Origin of the sequence: Cupriavidus mimosae, from assembly GCF_023952485.1 — a bacterium.
GTDB lineage: Bacteria > Pseudomonadota > Gammaproteobacteria > Burkholderiales > Burkholderiaceae > Cupriavidus > Cupriavidus taiwanensis_C.
This window is the reverse complement of the sequence record NZ_JALHRY010000015.1, coordinates 14514-30144: the sequence shown is the minus strand read 5'-3', so window position 1 is coordinate 30144 and position 15631 is coordinate 14514. Positions and strand designations below refer to the sequence as shown.

General features: G+C 71.2%; 16 protein-coding genes. 13 read left to right on the top strand and 3 right to left on the bottom strand.

The window, feature by feature from the left end:
- Window positions 1-401: 401 nt before the first annotated feature.
- From MKD50_RS24045 to MKD50_RS24030, 4 genes are all read left to right on the top strand, one after another.
- Window positions 402-1187, top strand: coding sequence for a GntR family transcriptional regulator (locus tag MKD50_RS24045; protein WP_062803991.1), 786 nt, complete (start codon window positions 402-404; stop codon window positions 1185-1187).
- 112 nt (window positions 1188-1299) lie between these two features.
- Window positions 1300-2355 carry a tripartite tricarboxylate transporter substrate binding protein gene (locus MKD50_RS24040; RefSeq protein ID WP_240071367.1) on the top strand — a complete coding sequence of 352 codons (1056 nt, stop codon included), beginning with the start codon at window positions 1300-1302 and terminating at the stop codon, window positions 2353-2355.
- Window positions 2352-3638 carry a 3-isopropylmalate dehydratase large subunit gene (locus tag MKD50_RS24035; RefSeq protein ID WP_252668993.1) on the top strand — a complete coding sequence of 429 codons (1287 nt, stop codon included), beginning with the start codon at window positions 2352-2354 and terminating at the stop codon, window positions 3636-3638. Before MKD50_RS24040 ends, MKD50_RS24035 begins: the two co-directional genes overlap by 4 nt.
- Window positions 3639-3686: 48 nt before the next feature.
- On the top strand, window positions 3687-4214 hold the full coding sequence (locus MKD50_RS24030; protein ID WP_115699356.1) for a LeuD/DmdB family oxidoreductase small subunit: 528 nt from the start codon (window positions 3687-3689) through the stop codon (window positions 4212-4214).
- A 15-nt stretch (window positions 4215-4229) separates the two neighbouring features.
- On the opposite strand, the gene MKD50_RS24025 is transcribed toward MKD50_RS24030, so the two are convergent.
- Window positions 4230-4916, bottom strand: a complete 687-nt coding sequence (locus tag MKD50_RS24025) for a phosphoribosyltransferase (RefSeq protein WP_111520850.1) — start codon at window positions 4914-4916, stop codon at window positions 4230-4232.
- 278 nt (window positions 4917-5194) lie between these two features.
- On the opposite strand from MKD50_RS24025, the gene MKD50_RS24020 reads away from it, so the two are divergent.
- Window positions 5195-5383, top strand: a complete 189-nt coding sequence (locus tag MKD50_RS24020) for a hypothetical protein (protein ID WP_240071365.1) — start codon at window positions 5195-5197, stop codon at window positions 5381-5383.
- On the opposite strand, the gene MKD50_RS24015 is transcribed toward MKD50_RS24020, so the two are convergent.
- Complete coding sequence (locus MKD50_RS24015) at window positions 5362-6261, bottom strand: LysR family transcriptional regulator (protein ID WP_111520848.1); 900 nt, start codon at window positions 6259-6261, stop codon at window positions 5362-5364. The genes MKD50_RS24020 and MKD50_RS24015 overlap by 22 nt on opposite strands.
- A gap of 176 nt (window positions 6262-6437) precedes the next feature.
- Here MKD50_RS24015 and MKD50_RS24010 point away from each other — a divergent pair, with 176 nt between their 5' ends.
- Together MKD50_RS24010 and MKD50_RS24005 are read left to right on the top strand one after the other, a co-directional pair.
- A complete protein-coding gene (locus MKD50_RS24010) occupies window positions 6438-6896 on the top strand; it encodes a nucleoside deaminase (protein WP_252668991.1) in 459 nt (152 codons plus the stop codon).
- Window positions 6889-8157, top strand: a complete 1269-nt coding sequence (locus MKD50_RS24005) for a cyanate transporter (RefSeq protein WP_252668989.1) — start codon at window positions 6889-6891, stop codon at window positions 8155-8157. The genes MKD50_RS24010 and MKD50_RS24005 overlap by 8 nt, the downstream gene beginning before the upstream one ends.
- A 68-nt stretch (window positions 8158-8225) precedes the next feature.
- On the opposite strand, the gene MKD50_RS24000 is transcribed toward MKD50_RS24005, so the two are convergent.
- Window positions 8226-8363 (bottom strand): hypothetical protein, encoded by a 138-nt coding sequence (locus MKD50_RS24000; protein ID WP_165835185.1) that lies wholly within the window; start codon window positions 8361-8363, stop codon window positions 8226-8228.
- A 555-nt stretch (window positions 8364-8918) separates the two neighbouring features.
- Between MKD50_RS24000 and MKD50_RS23995 the strand changes: the two genes are divergently transcribed.
- The 6 genes from MKD50_RS23995 (at window position 8919) to MKD50_RS23970 (ending at window position 15603) form a co-directional block, all read left to right on the top strand.
- Complete coding sequence (locus tag MKD50_RS23995; protein WP_115699350.1) at window positions 8919-9236, top strand: YXWGXW repeat-containing protein; 318 nt, start codon at window positions 8919-8921, stop codon at window positions 9234-9236.
- A 726-nt stretch (window positions 9237-9962) separates the two neighbouring features.
- Window positions 9963-10943: a helix-turn-helix transcriptional regulator gene (locus MKD50_RS23990; protein WP_252668987.1), complete on the top strand. Its 981-nt coding sequence runs from the start codon at window positions 9963-9965 to the stop codon at window positions 10941-10943.
- Between the two features lie 87 nt (window positions 10944-11030).
- On the top strand, window positions 11031-11984 hold the full coding sequence (locus MKD50_RS23985; protein WP_252668985.1) for a glycosyltransferase family 2 protein: 954 nt from the start codon (window positions 11031-11033) through the stop codon (window positions 11982-11984).
- A 107-nt stretch (window positions 11985-12091) separates the two neighbouring features.
- Window positions 12092-13300 (top strand): GDP-mannose 4,6-dehydratase, encoded by a 1209-nt coding sequence (gene gmd / locus MKD50_RS23980; RefSeq protein ID WP_240071360.1) that lies wholly within the window; start codon window positions 12092-12094, stop codon window positions 13298-13300.
- A gap of 28 nt (window positions 13301-13328) precedes the next feature.
- Complete coding sequence (locus MKD50_RS23975) at window positions 13329-14321, top strand: GDP-L-fucose synthase family protein (protein ID WP_252668983.1); 993 nt, start codon at window positions 13329-13331, stop codon at window positions 14319-14321.
- Between the two features lie 22 nt (window positions 14322-14343).
- Entirely contained in the window at window positions 14344-15603 is a 1260-nt protein-coding gene (locus tag MKD50_RS23970; protein WP_240071358.1) for a glycosyltransferase WbuB, read from the top strand.
- Window positions 15604-15631: the final 28 nt, after the last annotated feature.

Genomic DNA, 15631 nt, shown 5'->3' with positions numbered 1-15631 from the left:
AGCTTGAAAAGCCTTGGTTTTCAATGGCTTGCGCCGCCTGCTCGGGATTTGCCCTGATGCTCCGGGCGCGTATCGGCGGTGAAACATGAGGCCGGGGGTGGCGCCGCCGCCCCCCATGTGTGTCGTCCCACATTGCCGGCTTGACGCGACGCTGGCGGCATGGGCAAGCGTGTGCCCTGGCTACGGCCGCGACATCCGCCCGCCGACCGGCGCGTCGACGCCGCCACGCAGCGGATGGGGCACAATGCGTCACCGCGCCTTGATGCAGCGCGGCGCACCGTCTCACCCGCACCCGGCCCTTGTCGCGAAAACCCCTCAGCGTTTATCCTCGCTAGGCCCCATGTCTGATTTAAAGTACATTAGAGGCATTACAGACTTGTCATCTCTCCACAAGGGAAACCATGAGTGAAGCCGTCGTTCCCCTGTATCACCAGATTTACGTGGTGCTGCGCCAGCAGATCGTCGAAGGCCGTTTCGGCCAGGGTCCCTTGCCCGGGGAGATTGACCTCGCCAAGCAGTTCCATGCGTCGCGCGTGACCATGCGGCGCGTGTTCGACCGGCTGGTGCAGGAGGGGCTGGTGCGCCGCCACCGCGGGCTCGGCACCTTCGTCAACCCGCATCCGGTGCGCCCGGCGGCAGCCGCCGGCGAGGAACGCGGCACCAGCCTGCTCGACAACATCATCGACATGGGCCAGAAGACCTCGGTCAAGGTGATCTCGATCGATGAAGTCCATGCCACGCCCGATGTCGCCGACTCGCTGCAGATCGAGCCGGGCGACCCGGTGGTGAAGATCGTGCGCGTGCGCCACTACCGCAACCGTCCGCTGTCGCACATCACGGTCTACCTGCCGGCGGCGCTGGGCCGGCCGATCACGCGCCAGGCGCTGGAAGAGACCCCGGTGCTGCGCCTGCTGGAAGCGGGCGGGGTCAAGCTCGGCCGCGCCAGCCAGGTGCTGTCGGCCCGGCTGGCCGACGTGGTGGTGGCGCCGCTGCTGGACGTGCCGGTCGGCGGCGCGCTGCTGGCGGTGCGGCGCGTGGTCAAGGACCAGTCCGGGCGCCCGGTGCAGCTGCTGCTGGGCCAGTACCGCCCGGATCGCTACGAATACCGGATGGAACTGTCGCCGGCCGGCGTCGACAGCGCCAACGTCTGGGTCGAGAGCGAGACCCGCCCGGGCTTGCGCGATTGACCCGCGATTGACGCCGCGGGAACTGCCCCGGGCTTGCGTTGCCGGGGGTGCGCCGGACCCCGTTCCACGCCATACTGCGCATCCCTGATCACATCGAGCGAGGACCGCCGCCATGCCTGAATTCCGTCCGTCCAGCCTGACCCGTCTGCCTTCGATCCCGCGCCGCGCCACGATGCGACGCCTTGCCACGCTCGGCACGCTGGCCGCCTGTGCGCTGGCCCTGCCGCTGTCGGCGGGCGCGCAGGCCCAGGCCCAGGGCCAGCCCCAGGCGCAGCTTGCCGGCGGCAAGCCGATCCGGATCCTGGTGGGCGCGCCGGCCGGCGGCACCACCGACACGCTGGCGCGCACCATCGCCCAGGAGATGTCGCAGGAACTGGGCCAGCCAGTGGTGGTCGAGAACCGTCCCGGCGCCGGCGGCAATATCGCCGCGGACCTGGTCGCCAAGAGCGCGCCGGACGGCAGCACGCTGCTGATGAGCTTCACCAGCCATACCATCAACGCCACGCTGTACAAGAAGCTGCCGTTCGACCCGGTGCAGGACTTCACGCCGATCACGCTGGTCGCCACCGTGCCCAGCGTGCTGGTGGCCACGCCCCGGCTGGCGGCCAACAACGTGCCCGAGCTGATCCGCCTGGCGCGCGCGGAGCCGGGCAAGCTGAACTTCGCCATCGGCTCGGTCGGCTCGTCGCTGCACATGGCCGGCGACATGTTCAAGATGATGACCGGCACCTACATCGTCAACATTCCGTACAAGGGCACCGCGCCGGCGCTGACCGACGTGCTGGCGGGCCAGTGCGACCTGATGTTCGCCAGCACCATCAACGTGCTGCCGCACGTGCGCGCGGGCAAGCTCAAGGTGCTGGGGGTGACCAGCCCCGCGCCGCTGCCGCAGTTCCCCGGCGCGGCGCCGATCGGCAATAGCGTCAAGGGCTTCGAATCGAGCGCGTGGTTCGGGCTGTTCGGCCCGGCCGGCATGCCGCACGAGATCACGCAGGCGCTGTACCAGGCCGCGCGCAAGGGGCTGGAATCCCCCGCCGTGCGCAAGCGCCTGGAAAACGACGGCGCGCAGCCGATGGGCACCCCGCCCGACGCCTTCGCCGCGTTCGTGAAGCAGGACGTCAAGCGCTGGGCCGGCGTCGTCAAGTATTCGGGAGCGTCGTCGGAATGAGCTCCCTGCCCGCCACGCTCGCGCAGAAGCTGGTGGCACGCGCCGCCGGGCTGGCCCATGCCGAGCCCGGCACCGTGGTGATCTGCCAGGTCGACCTGGCGATGTCGCACGACTCCAGCGGCCCGCGCCGCGTGGCGCCGCTGCTGCAGGAGCTTGGCACCGGGGTCTGGGACCCGTCGCGCTATGTGGTGGTGACCGACCATTTCGTGCCCGGCGGCGACGCCCAGGCCGAGTCGATCCTGCGCTTCACGCGCGACTGGACGCGCCAGGCCGGCGCGCACTTCATCGACGCCGAAGGCATCTGCCACGTGGTGCTGCCCGAGCGCGGCCATGTGCTGCCGGGCCGCCTGATCGTCGGCGGCGACAGCCACAGCCCCACCGGGGGCGCCTTTGGCGCGTACATGTTCGGCGTGGGCGCGACCGAAATGGCCGGCGTGCTCGCCACCGGCGAGATCTGGCTGCGGGTGCCGGACACCATCCGGCTGCAATGGGACGGGCAGCTCGCACCGGGGGTGTGCGCCAAGGACATGATGCTGTTCCTGTGCGCCACGCTGGGCATGGGCGGCGGGCGCTACCAGGCGCTCGAATACGCCGGCAGCGCGGTCGCCGCGCTGCCGATGCAGGAGCGCATGACGCTCACCAACATGAGCACGGAGCTCGGCGCGCAGACCGGGCTGGTCGCGCCCGATGCGGTCACGCTGGACTGGCTGGCGCAAGCCGGCGTGCCGGCGCAGACGCTGGCTGCCATCGACCTGGACCACTGGCGCAGCGATGCCGGGGCGCCGGTGCTGGCCACGCACCGCTTCGACGCCGCGGCGCTGGCGCCGCAGGTGGCCGCGCCGCACTCGCCCGCCAACAGCGCGCCGGTCGACCAGGCCGCCGGCGAGCCGGTGCAGATCGCCTACCTGGGCGCGTGCACCGGCGCCAAGCTGGAAGACCTGCGCATGGCCGCGCGCGTGCTGCGCGGGCGCCGCGTCGCCACCGGCGTAACGCTGCAGGTGGCGCCGGCCTCGCGCCGCGACCAGCTGCAGGCCGAGCAGGAAGGCACGCTCGGCATCCTCGCCGAGGCCGGCGCGATGCTGCTGCCCAATGCCTGCGGCGCCTGCGCGGGCTATGGCGCGGCGCGTTTCCCGGCGGGCAGCCGCGCCATCGCCTCGACCGCGCGCAATTTCTCGGGCCGCATGGGCGACGCCGGCAGCGCGGTGTGGCTCGGCTCGCCGATGACGGTGGCCGCCAGCGCCGTTACCGGCCGCATCACCGATCCACGCACGCTGCTGGAGTAACGCCCGCCCCCCACCTCGTGCCCGCCGCCGGCGGGACAGACTTCCCGCATGACCTCAGCCCCCGCCCCCCGCCCCGTCCCTGCCGGCCGCCTCTGGCGCTTCGGCGACAATATCGACACCGATGCCATGGCCCCCGCCGTGCTGATGAAAGCGCCGCTGCCGGTGCTGGCCCGGCATTGCCTGGCCTCGGTGCGCCCGGAGTTTCCCGGCAGCGTGCGTCCCGGCGACGTGCTGGTGGCGGGCGCCAACTTCGGCATCGGCTCCTCGCGCGAGCAGGCGCCGCAGGCGCTGCGCGAACTGGGCGTGGGCGCGGTGGTGGCGCAATCGTTCGGCGGGCTGTTCTATCGCAACGCCATCAACCTGGGGCTGCCGGTGCTGGTCTGCGCCGACACCAGCCGGCTGGCCGACGGCGCGCACGCGGTGCTGGACCTGGATACCGCGCAAGTGCGGCTCGACGACGGCAGCGTGGCGGTGTGCGAGCCGATTCCGGCGTTCCTGCGCGCGATCCTGGCCGCCGGCGGGCTGGTGCCGCACCTGAAAGCGCGCCTGGCGCGCGAACGCGCCCGCCAGGACTGAAGCCGGCGCAGCCGCTCAGGCCGCGGGCGGGGTGCGCAGCAGCGCCAGCGCCTCTTCGTCGCTGGTCTGGCTGAAATCGAGATAGAACGCGCCCACCGCACCGAAGCTGGGCGGCGTGTTCAGGCAGATCACCTCGTCGGCGGCCGCGGCCAGGCTGGCCAGTCCGTCCTGCGAGCCCACCGGGGTGGCCGCGATCACGCGCGCCGCGCCGGCCATGCGCACGCCTTCGAGCGCCGCGCGCATGGTGGCACCGGTCGCCACGCCGTCATCAACGACAATCACCACGCGTCCGGCGCGGGCCGGCACCGGCTTGCCGCCGCGGTAACGCTGCTGGCGCCGGGCGATCTCGTCAAGCTGGCGGCCGCGCTCGGCATCGAAGCTGCCGCTGTCGACGGCGCGCCGTGCCCAGGGATCGTCATTGACCACCGTGTGCGGTCCGCCGCCGCCGGCATCGCCCTCCACCACCGCGCCCAGCGCCAGCTCCGGATAGCCCAGCGCGCCGATCTTGCGCACCAGCAGCACGTCCAGCTGCCCGTCCAGCGCGCGCGCCACTTCGAACGCCACCGGCACGCCGCCGCGCGGCAACGCCAGCACCAGCGGCGGCTGGCCCAGCTGCGCGGCGCCAAAACCCAGTCCGGCCAGGTGACGGCCGAGATATTGGCCCGCCTCGCGGCGGTCGGCAAAGCACGGGGGCAGGGACATGGCGGTTTCCATGGGAGGAGGGGGACGGCCAGCGCAGGCGGCCCCTCCGCCAAATATAGACCCTGGCGCTGCCCGTGGCAGCGGCCCGCGCGCCACTTCCAAGGCGAGCCAGCGCGCTCCGGCGCCATTAGGCGCGCTTGTGCAACAGTGTGTTGAGCCTGGGGTGGCTGACTTCGCCGCAGTGCAGCATTACGATGGCTGCTGGCGCTGACAACGCCGGACCGACATTGCCGGACAGGCCGCCGTGCCCGCGCCGGCCCGATCGCATGAGCCCTGACATGACTACGCCCTACCCCGCCCGCGCCGCCACGGCGCATTCCCAAGCCGACGCCACCGCAGACGTCTCCCCCCTCGCCGCTCCCGACATTCCGTTCGGTTCGCTCGAAGCCGCGGCAATGGCCGAGCTGCCCTACACCTTCCGCCCGGCCGGCACCTGCACCCGCTACTACAACGAATTCTTCGGCTGAAGCCCGGGCGGCGCGCCGGCCGCCATCACGGTCTCGCACAACGCGGCCAGCCGCGCCGCCATGTCGCGCGCCGCGGCCGGCAGGTCCGGCTGCGCGTGCAGGCTCAGTTCGACATCCGGCACCGCGGCGGGCCAGCCGTGCTCCAGCACGGTGTGGTGCGCCGTGGCCAGCCGCCGCGGCAGCAGCGTCACACCCAGGCCATCGGCCACCGCCGCCAGGATGCTGGCCAGGCTGGCGCTGACAAAGGCCACGCGCCAGCGCCGGCCGCCGGCGTCGAGCGCGTGCGTCATCTCGCCGCGGTACAGGCCGCCCACCGGGAACGCCACCAGCGGCACCGGGTCGCGGGCCACCGCCGGACGGCTGCGGCTGTCGATCCAGCATAGCGGCTCGGGCCAGCTGGCCAGCCCCTGCGCCTGGCCGGTGCGCTGCTTGACCAGCACCAGGTCAAGCTCGCGGTCCTGGAAGCGCTGCCACAGCTCGTGGCTCATGCCGCTGGTCACTTCCAGCCGCATGCCCGGCCAGTCATCGGCAAACCCGGCCAGCACCGGCGTCAGCGGCCGCGCGGCAAAGTCCTCGGGCACACCCAGCCGGATCTCGCCCTGGCCGGCGCTCTGGCGCAGCTGCCCCACGGCCTCCGCCATCAACTGCTGCAGCCGGCGCGCATACCCCAGCAGGCGCTCGCCTTCGGGCGTGGTGGTGACATAGCGCCCGCCGCGGTCCAGCAGCACGCAGCCCAGCTGCTCCTCCAGCCGGCGCACTTGCTGGCTGACGGTCGACTGGGTCAGGTGCACGCGCTGCGCGGCACGGGTAAAACTGCCGCTCTCGGCGACGGCGACAAAGCTCTGCAGCAGCACGGGGTCGAGACGGGGGTCCTGCATGGCGGCGTATCCATTGGGTTTTCCACTGCCGGCGATTTCATCATTTAATTTCCCAATTACCAAGCGCCGGCGTAGAGTTTCGCCACGATGCCCCGGCCTGCGGTCCGGGCGCCATCGCCCCACTTTACGCACCATGCCGCGTTGCACGCGAGCATGTACCCACTTTTCTGCCAACCATGACCACTCACCAGGAATTCATGCGCGAGGCGGTGCGCCTCGCGGTGGCCAACCGTGACCGCGGCGCGCGCCCGTTCGGCGCCGTGCTGGTGCTCGACGGCGAAACCGTCGCCACCGGCGTCAACGACATCGTCCACAGCCACGATCCCACCACCCATGCCGAGATGGTGGCAGTGCGCGCCGCCGCGCGCAAGCTGGGCCGTCCCGATCTGCGCGGCAGCGTGGTCTATGCCAGCGGCCATCCGTGCCCGATGTGCCTGGCGGCGATGACCATGGCCGGGGTGCAGGCGGTCTACTACGCCTTCGACAACCAGGATGCCGCGCCCTACGGCATGTCGAGCGAGGCCGCCTACCAGGCGCTGCGCCTGCCGCTCGACCCGCCACCGCTGCCGCTGACGCGGGTGCCGGTCGACCTCTGCGCCGCGCAGCTCTACGGCATGCGCCCGCGCCGTGGCTGAAGGCGCGCGCCCGGTGCAGCCCCAGCCGCCACGCTGGCTGGTGCTGGCGGCCGTGGCCGGCATCGGCCTGAACCTGCGGCCGTTCCTGACCGCGGTCGGGCCGCTGGCGCCTGCCATCCGCGGCGGCACCGGCCTGAGCTATCAGGGCATGGCTTGGCTGACGCTGCTGCCGATGCTGCTGATGGGGGTGGGCGCGTTCTTCGGCCCGGCCATCCGCGCCCGGCTGGGCGCGCGCACCGCGGTGCTGGGCGCGCTGGCCTTGCTGGGCGCCGGCTGCGCGCTGCGGCTGGGCGTGGCCGGCGGAACCTGGCTGATCGCCTCGGCGGCGCTGTGCGGGCTGGGCGTGGCGGTGGTGCAGGCGGCGTGCCCGGGGCTGGTCAAGCAGGAGTTCCCGGCGCGCGTGGCGCCGGTAATGGGACTGTATTCGGCCGCGCTGATGGGGGGCGGCGCGCTGGGCGCGCAGCTGTCGCCCTATGTGACCGAGCTGGCCGGCAGCTGGCGCGAGGCGCTGGCGCTGTGGGCCGTGCCCGCGCTGGCGGCGCTGGCACTGGCGTGGGTGGCGCTGCCGCGCGGCCCGTCCCGTCAGCCGGCATTGGCCGCGGCCGCGCCGGCTGGCCCGCCGGCCAGCGCCACCGGCAAGACCCGCGCGCTGCTGCGGCGCCCGCGCACCTGGCTGCTGATGATCAGCTTTGGCGTGATGAACGGCGGCTATGCCTCGCTGGTGGCGTGGCTGGCGCCGTTCTACCAGAGCCACGGCTGGAGCGCGCCGGCCAGCGGCTCGCTGGTAGCGCTGATGGCGGTGGCGCAGGCCGCCGCGGCGCTGCTGCTGCCGGCACTGGCGGCGCGCCGCCCGGACCGGCGCGCCTGGATGGCGCTGGCGCTGGCCATGCAGGTTGCCGGCTTCGCCGGGCTGGCGCTGTGGCCGGACGCCGCGCCGCACGCCTGGGCCGTGATCGGCGGCGCCGGCCTGGGCGGCTGCTTTGCGCTGTACCTGGTGGTGGCGCTGGACCACCTGCCCGACGCCGACAGCGCCGGCGCGCTGAGCGCGGTGATGCAGGGCGGTGGCTTCCTTCTGGCGTCGCTGGCGCCGTGGATCACCGCCATGCTGCAGGCGCGCACTGGCAGCTTCGCCGCAGGCTGGTGGTATCACCTGGCGTGCGCGGCGGTAGTCGGCCTGCTGACCATGCGGCTGGACCCGGCGCGCTACGGCGCGTCCTTTGCGTTGCCGGCGCCCGCCGGCTGCGCGCGACAGGCGGGATGAAACCAGCCCGGCCGTTGACGGCGCGCGGCTGATACCAGTCTGGCCGTCAAGCGGCGCAAGCTTCCGCGTCAGCGGGCCGGCGCGGCCTCCACCACCGCCGTGGCATCCGCCGGCGCCCGCTCCTGCGGCAGTGCGAACAATGCCGCGGCGGGCGGCGACAGGCCCTGCAACCATTGCAGGGCAAGCACGATAAGCATGACCGGCATGGCGCCTCCTTGCCGCATACGTGGCCACTTCTCACTGGTATAGCCCATCGCGTCCGGACGGCGCCTCATGCCGACGCACCGGGTAGCCCCTGCGTACCCGTTTCTGCGTGCCTGCCGGGCCGGCCAGGACACCGTCGCGGCCAGGCGCGGCCCGCCCGTCTTGCGAGATTTATTACCCGTGTAACGTCACATTACCTTCGCCGTGGTGCCCGCGGGCCTCTCGCCGGGCCCGCCGTGTTGCCCGCAAAGCCTTGCCTGGCAAGGGTTTGCGACGTGGCATGCGGGCCTCGCGGCGGCTCGCCCGTGCCGTCACCCCATGTGAGACAGGCTTACAAGTGCAAGCGCTCGGCGCGGCAGCCGGCCGCTACATTGAACCCGTGTCCAACGCGATCCCGCCGGGAGCCAAGATGAAACGAGCCCTCTCTCTGGTGGTGCTGCTGTCCACCACCGCCGCACTGCTTTCCGCCTGCATCGTGGTGCCTCCGCGCGGCGGCCCGCCGCCGCGCCACCACCATCACCACTATTGATTCCGCCACCGCCCCAAGGAGCCCTCTCATGAAACGCCAACTCCTGCTTGCTGCAGCCGTCCTCGCCACGGGCGGCGCCTTCGGTCTGACCGCCCCCGCCGAAGCCCACCAGGCGCCGGTCGCCCGCGGCTACGGCCATCCGCCGCCGCCGCCGCGCTACGAGCCGCACCCGGCCGCGCGCCGCGGCCAGGTCTGGGTGCCGGGCCACTGGGAAGCCCGCGGCGGGCGTTACGCCTGGCAGGGCGGCTATTGGCAGCCGCAGCGCGTGGGCTACCGCTATGTGCCCGAGCGCTGGGTACGCGGCCCGCACGGCTGGGTCATGCGCCCGGGCCGCTGGGTGCGCTGAGCCGGACGGCCGGCGCCATCATCCCGCCCTGAGGCCTTGCTCCCCACCGATGGGTGGTGGCAAGCCCGTCGCGGCCGGTGGCGCCGGCGCCGCAGCGCTCATCCATAGTGGTAGCCACGCCTCATCCAGAAGCACTAGACCATGTGCGCGACGTGCCGGCAATTCTGCCGGATTGATTTCACAACCAACATTTCCGGGGCGCGTTTCATAATTGGAGCAGCACCACTGATGGTGTATTCCGGACACCCCTCATTAGGGTTATAAAATCGTCATATCCGGCAAAAGATAATAGAATCTGTTTCAGATTTGCAACCGATTTAATTCTGCATGTCACATCGATGAAACCACCGGGAACGGCGCCAGCGCGGCGTTTGCGGAACCTGGCAGGAATAAATACGATATATTTGAAAGGATTATGAGGGTCCTTTCATTCCCTCCTTCATTCCACCCCCGACCCCCTTGCTTGCATTCGCCTCCCCCAGCCCATAAGATGAATTCCAACTGATTTAGGAGTACCAAGCACCCGCGGTCGGGTTCGGGGTCATCCTTCCAGCCATGGGCAAGTTCCAGCCACAACAACGGAACCGTCCGGCATGGAAGCATGGGGGTCAGCCACAGAGCCAGCCACCAGTCACCAGCCATCAAGGTGACGGCGGTCCTGTCACGTCTTCCATACGCAAAGTGCCCCGCAGTCCGCCTCCCGGGTAAAAACGGGGAGTGATGTCCATGAATGCGTTGCTGATCGAGGAGCACCCGCTGCTCCGGCTCGGGCTGTTGCAGATGCTCGAGAACATCCAGGAATCCGCGCAGGTGGCGGCCATTGCACCGGCGGATATGGCCAGGCTGGACGCCCGGCACCAAAACGCGGACCTGCTCGTGTTCGGCATGCCCGCCGACCCCGCGCCCGGCTGGGTGCTGCTGGACCAGGTCCGGCAGACGCTCGCGCCGCAACGCATCCTGATCCTGGCCGACACCCTGCCCTTGCATGTGCCGACCGCCGACAGCGCGCGCGGCATCTGCGGCTGCCTGCCCAAGTCCGCTTCGCTGGCGGTGATCGAGGCCGCCATCCGCATGGCCGTGTCGGGCGTACAGGGGCTGCTCTTCACTGCCGAGACCGGCACCCTGCCCTCGGCATCGCGCTCGGCAATGCCCGCCACGCAGTCACTCGCCTCGGCTGCGCCGCTGCCGCTCAGCGCCACGCACCCGGCCCAGACGCCGGGGGAGCAGTTGGCGCTGGCGACCTGCGCCAGCACCCCGCGCGCCGCCCTGCGCACCACCGTGGCGTTGCGCGACCTGACCGAGTTGCGGCCCGGCCAGCCGCTGTCCGCACCGGCCCCGGCGCAGGTCTCGCCCACCCCCGTTGCCATGCCGCTGACCGAGGAAGAACCCGGCTACGACGAGGCTGAGATGCTGAAGATCACGCCGCGCCAGTACGAGGTGCTGGTGCTGCTGGCGCGCGGCTATCCGATCAAGACCGTCAGCCGCATGCTCAACATTTCGGTGGCGACGGTGAAGAGCCACGCCTGCACGCTGTACCAGCGGCTCAAGGTGCGCAACAAGGGCGAAGCGGTCTACGCTGCCCTGCAGCGCGGTGCCACGTTGGAATGGGTCAGCGGCGACGAACGCATCACGCGCGAAACCAATGACGCCGGGGTGGCGCCAAGGCGCAACGAACCGCCGTGCCAGGCGGTCAGGCCGACAGTCTGAAATGCCGGCCTGAAGGTTTTGCCGCGCGCCGCGCCCGCACAGACGGGCCGGCGCCAACCCGGCGTTTGCCGGACGGGAGGGGTCATCATGCAAGCGAGCACGTTCTTGCCCAGCTTTTCCGTGTGCGTCAGCACGCGCGACCATCCGGACGGCCTGCGCCGGACCTTGCAGTCGATCGCGGCCTCGACCATGCCGCCGCACCAGCTGATCGTCTGCGACGACAGCAGCCACGACGCCACGCGCGCGCTGATGCGCGATGCCTACCCCGACATCCCCTGCCTGGACGGTCCCCGGCGCGGCGCCGCCGCCAGCCGCAACCGCCTGCTGCGTGCGGCCACTGGCACGCACGTGCTGTTTCTCGACGACCACGCCACGCTGGGACCGACCTTTTTGCAGCAGATGGGCGAGCGCCTCGCCGACGACTTCATCTACCGGGTCGCCGCGGGTGGCAACGCCGACGCGCTGGTGCTGACCGGCACGGCGATGTGCGCGGGCCAATGCCTGCGTCCGCAGCGCGAGGATTTCCTCGGGCAGCCGTTGCGCCAGCCGCCGCGCCGGGCCGCGCGGGCGCGGCCGCTGTGCGCAGTGGTGCTGTCCAGCACGGTGTTCCCTCGCGCGCTGCTGGAGCGGCTACCGTTCGACGAGTGCCTCGATGCCGACTACGACGTCGCCGACCTGACCGGACGCGCGGTCTATGGCTGCGGCTGCCGCATCGAGCTGATTCCGAGCGCGATCAACCAGCTGGAGGGCCAGCGGCCGCCGCCATGCGCCGGAAGCCCGAGCGCCGATGCCGCGCGCATGGTCACCATGCTGCATCGCTACGGCCGCAGCCAGCACCGCCACGACAAGGCCGCGCTGTTCCTGATGCTGGCGCTGCCGCACAACCTGGGCCAGCACCTGCATCGCAGCGGCTGGCGCGGCGTGGCACCGTTCTGGGCCACCACGCGCCTGCTGTGGCAGCACTTGCGGCTTGCGCCCGGCCATGACGACGCCGCAGAACGCGCTCGCAGCGAGGTCACGACACCGATGCCGCGCACCTGAGCCGTGGCGGTGGGCCCACACGGCAGGCCGCCGTTGTGTGGGGTAGCAGACGGTGCGGCGCCGCAGCGCGGCGCTACAGTCGCCCCACTTGCTAACGGATCAGAGCCATGGGCGCAAACGAGCTGGACACACTCGGTCATATCACCGCCACCGGCCCGGAACGGGCCGCGCCACGCGGGCGCAACGGCGTCCGGCGCGCGCTGATCACCGGCATCACCGGGCAGGACGGCTCGTACCTGTGCGAACTGCTGCTGGGCAAGGGCTATGAAGTCCACGGTATCAAGCGGCGCAGCTCGCTGTTCAACACCGAGCGCATCGACCACCTGTACCAGGACCCGCAGGCGCAGGAGCGCCGGCTGATCCTGCACCATGGCGACATGACCGACACCGCCAGCCTGGTGCGCGTGGTGCAGCAGTCGCAGCCGGACGAGATCTACAACCTCGCCGCGCAGAGCCATGTGCAGGTCTCGTTCGAAGAGCCCGAATACACCGCCAACACCGACGCCCTCGGCACGCTGCGCCTGCTCGAGGCGATCCGCATCCTGGGCATGGAAAAGCTCACGCGCTTCTACCAGGCCTCCACCTCCGAACTCTACGGGCTGGTGCAAGAAATCCCGCAGAAGGAAACCACGCCGTTCTATCCGCGCAGCCCGTATGCCGCGGCCAAGCTCTATGCCTACTGGATCACGGTGAACTACCGCGAGGCCTATGGCATGTATGCCTGCAACGGCATCCTGTTCAACCATGAAAGCCCGGTGCGCGGCGAGACCTTCGTCACTCGCAAGATCACGCGCGCGATCGCGCGCATCGCGCTGGGCCTGCAGGAAACGCTGTACCTGGGCAACCTGTCGGCGCTGCGCGACTGGGGCCATGCGCGCGACTACGTCGAGATGCAGTGGCTGATGCTGCAGCAGCCCGCGGCCGAGGACTTCGTCATCGCCAGCGGCGAACAGCACAGCGTGCGCGAATTCGTGCAGCGCGCGGCGCGCGAGCTCGGCATCACCATCAGCTTCCATGGCAGCGGCGTCGACGAGGTCGGCATCGTCGAGCATGTCGATCCCCCCGCGCGCGGCGGCATTGCGCCGGCGTGCAAGCCGGGCGAGATCGTGGTGCGGGTCGATCCGCGCTACTTCCGCCCGACCGAGGTGGAAACGCTGCTCGGCGACGCCAGCCGCGCGCGCGAGCGCCTTGGCTGGAGCCCGCGCATCGGCTTTGCCGAACTGGTCCGGGAAATGATCGAGGCCGACTACGCTGCGGCGCGCCGCGACGCGCTGGTCCGGCTGGCCGGCTTCCAGGCCTTCAACCATCTTGAGTAGCCGCTGGCTCGGCCACCGCGAGGATCCCATGAACCAGGCCCTGGCAACACGCCCGTGCATCTTCGTCGCCGGCCATCGCGGCATGGTCGGCTCGGCCATCGAGCGTGCGTTGCGCGCGCAGGGCGGCGCCGACATCGTCACGCGCACGCACGCCGAGCTGGACCTGTGCGACCAGGGGCAGGTGCAGGCGTTCTTCACCAGCCAGCGCATCGACGCGGTCTACCTGGCCGCCGCGCGGGTGGGCGGCATACATGCCAACCATACCTACCCGGCCGAGTTCATCCACCAGAACCTCGCCATCGCCACCAACGTGATCCATGCCGCCTGGCAGGCCGGCGTGCGGCGGCTGCTGTTTCTGGGATCGAGCTGCATCTACCCGCGCCTGGCGCCGCAGCCGATCCGCGAAGCCGCGCTGCTGACCGGCGCGCTGGAGCCGACCAACGCGCCCTACGCCATCGCCAAGATCGCCGGCATCATGCTGTGCGACAGCTACAACCGCCAGTACGGCACCGATTACCGCTGCGTGATGCCGACCAACCTCTATGGACCCGGCGACAACTACCACCCCGACAACAGCCATGTGATCCCGGGACTGGTGCGCCGCTTCCACGACGCCCGCCTGGCCGGCAGCGCGCGCGTGTCGGTGTGGGGCACCGGCAAGCCCTTGCGCGAATTCCTGCACGCTGACGATCTGGCGCGTGCCTGCCTGCACGTGATGGCGCTGTCCGCGCCGGCCTACCGCGACGCCGCGCCCGCGGGCTTCCTCAACGTCGGCAGCGACGACGAGGTCTCGATCGGCGCGCTGGCGGCACTGGTGGCGCAGGTCACCGGCTATCGCGGTGCCCTTGCTTTCGAAACCGACAAGCCCGACGGCACGCCGCGCAAGCGGCTCGACAGCAGCGCCATCATGGGCACCGGCTGGCGCCCGCGCATTGCGCTGCGCGACGGTCTGCGCGGCGTCTACGAAGAGGCGTGCCGCACCGGCACCTTGCCCGGCGGCATCGCGGCCGCGCTGGCCTGACCCAAGCGCGCGCGGAGCGGCCATGAAGATCCTGATCTACTGCCAGAACTACGCGCCCGAACTGACCGGCATCGGCAAGTACACCGGCGAGCAGGCGCAATGGCTGGCCGCGCGCGGGCACGAGGTGCGCGTGGTGTGCGCCCCGCCGTACTACCCCGCGTGGCGCGTCAGCGACGGCTACAGCGCGTGGCGCTATGCGCGCTATGCGAGCGAGGGGCACGGCGGCGTGACGGTCTACCGCGCGCCGGTGTGGGTGCCGCGCAAACCGTCAGGACTGCTGCGCATCCTGCACCTGATGAGCTTTGCGCTGAGCAGCGTGCCCTGCATGGCGGCGCAGCTGCGCTGGCGTCCCGACGTGATCTTCGCGGTCGAGCCCACGCTGATGTGCAGCCCGGCGGCGCTGCTGCTGGGCAGCTGCACGCGCGCCCGCACCTGGCTGCACGTGCAGGACCTCGAGGTCGATGCCGCGTTCGCGCTGGGCGTGCTGCGCCATCCGCTGCTGCGCCGCCTGGCCACGCGCATGGAGCGCGCGCTGACCACGCGCTACCACCGCGTCTCGACGATCTCGCAGGCGATGGCGGACGCGCTGCGCGCCAAGGGCGTCAGCCCCGCGCGCCTGCAGCTGCTGCCCAACTGGGCCGATCTGCACGAGGCCCCGGCCGAGGCGGCGCCGGCGTTCCGGCACGGCCTGGGCATTCCCGCCGATGCGGTAGTCGCGCTGTACGCCGGCAACATGGGCAACAAGCAGGGCCTGGAAGTGCTGGCCGATGCCGCGCAGGCGCTGCAGGGCCACCCGCGCATCCACATGGTGCTGTGCGGCGACGGCAGCGGCCGCGCCGCGCTGCAGGCACGCTGCGCCGGCCTGGCGCGCGTGCATTTCCTGCCGCTGCAGCCGCAGGCACAGTTCCACGCAATGATGGCGGCCGCGGACATGCACCTGCTGCCGCAGCGCGCCGATGCCGCCGACCTGGTGATGCCGTCCAAGCTCACCGGCATGCTGGCGAGCCGGCGCGCGGTCATTGCCACCGCGCAGCCCGATACCGAGCTGGGCCGCCTGGTGGCGCGCGTGGGCGTGCTGGTGCCGCCCGGCGACGCCAGCGCCCTGGCGCACGCCATTGCCACTCTCGCCTGCCAGCCGCAGCGGCGCGCCATGCATGCCGCCGCGGGCCGCGCCTGGGCCGAAGCCCATCTCGGCCGCGACGCGGTGCTGGGGCAACTGGAATCTGCACTGCAGGCGCTGGTATCGCCGCCTGCAGCGCAAGATGCCTCTGCGGTCGCCTGAGCGCAGAGGCGGCATACGCCATTCATCC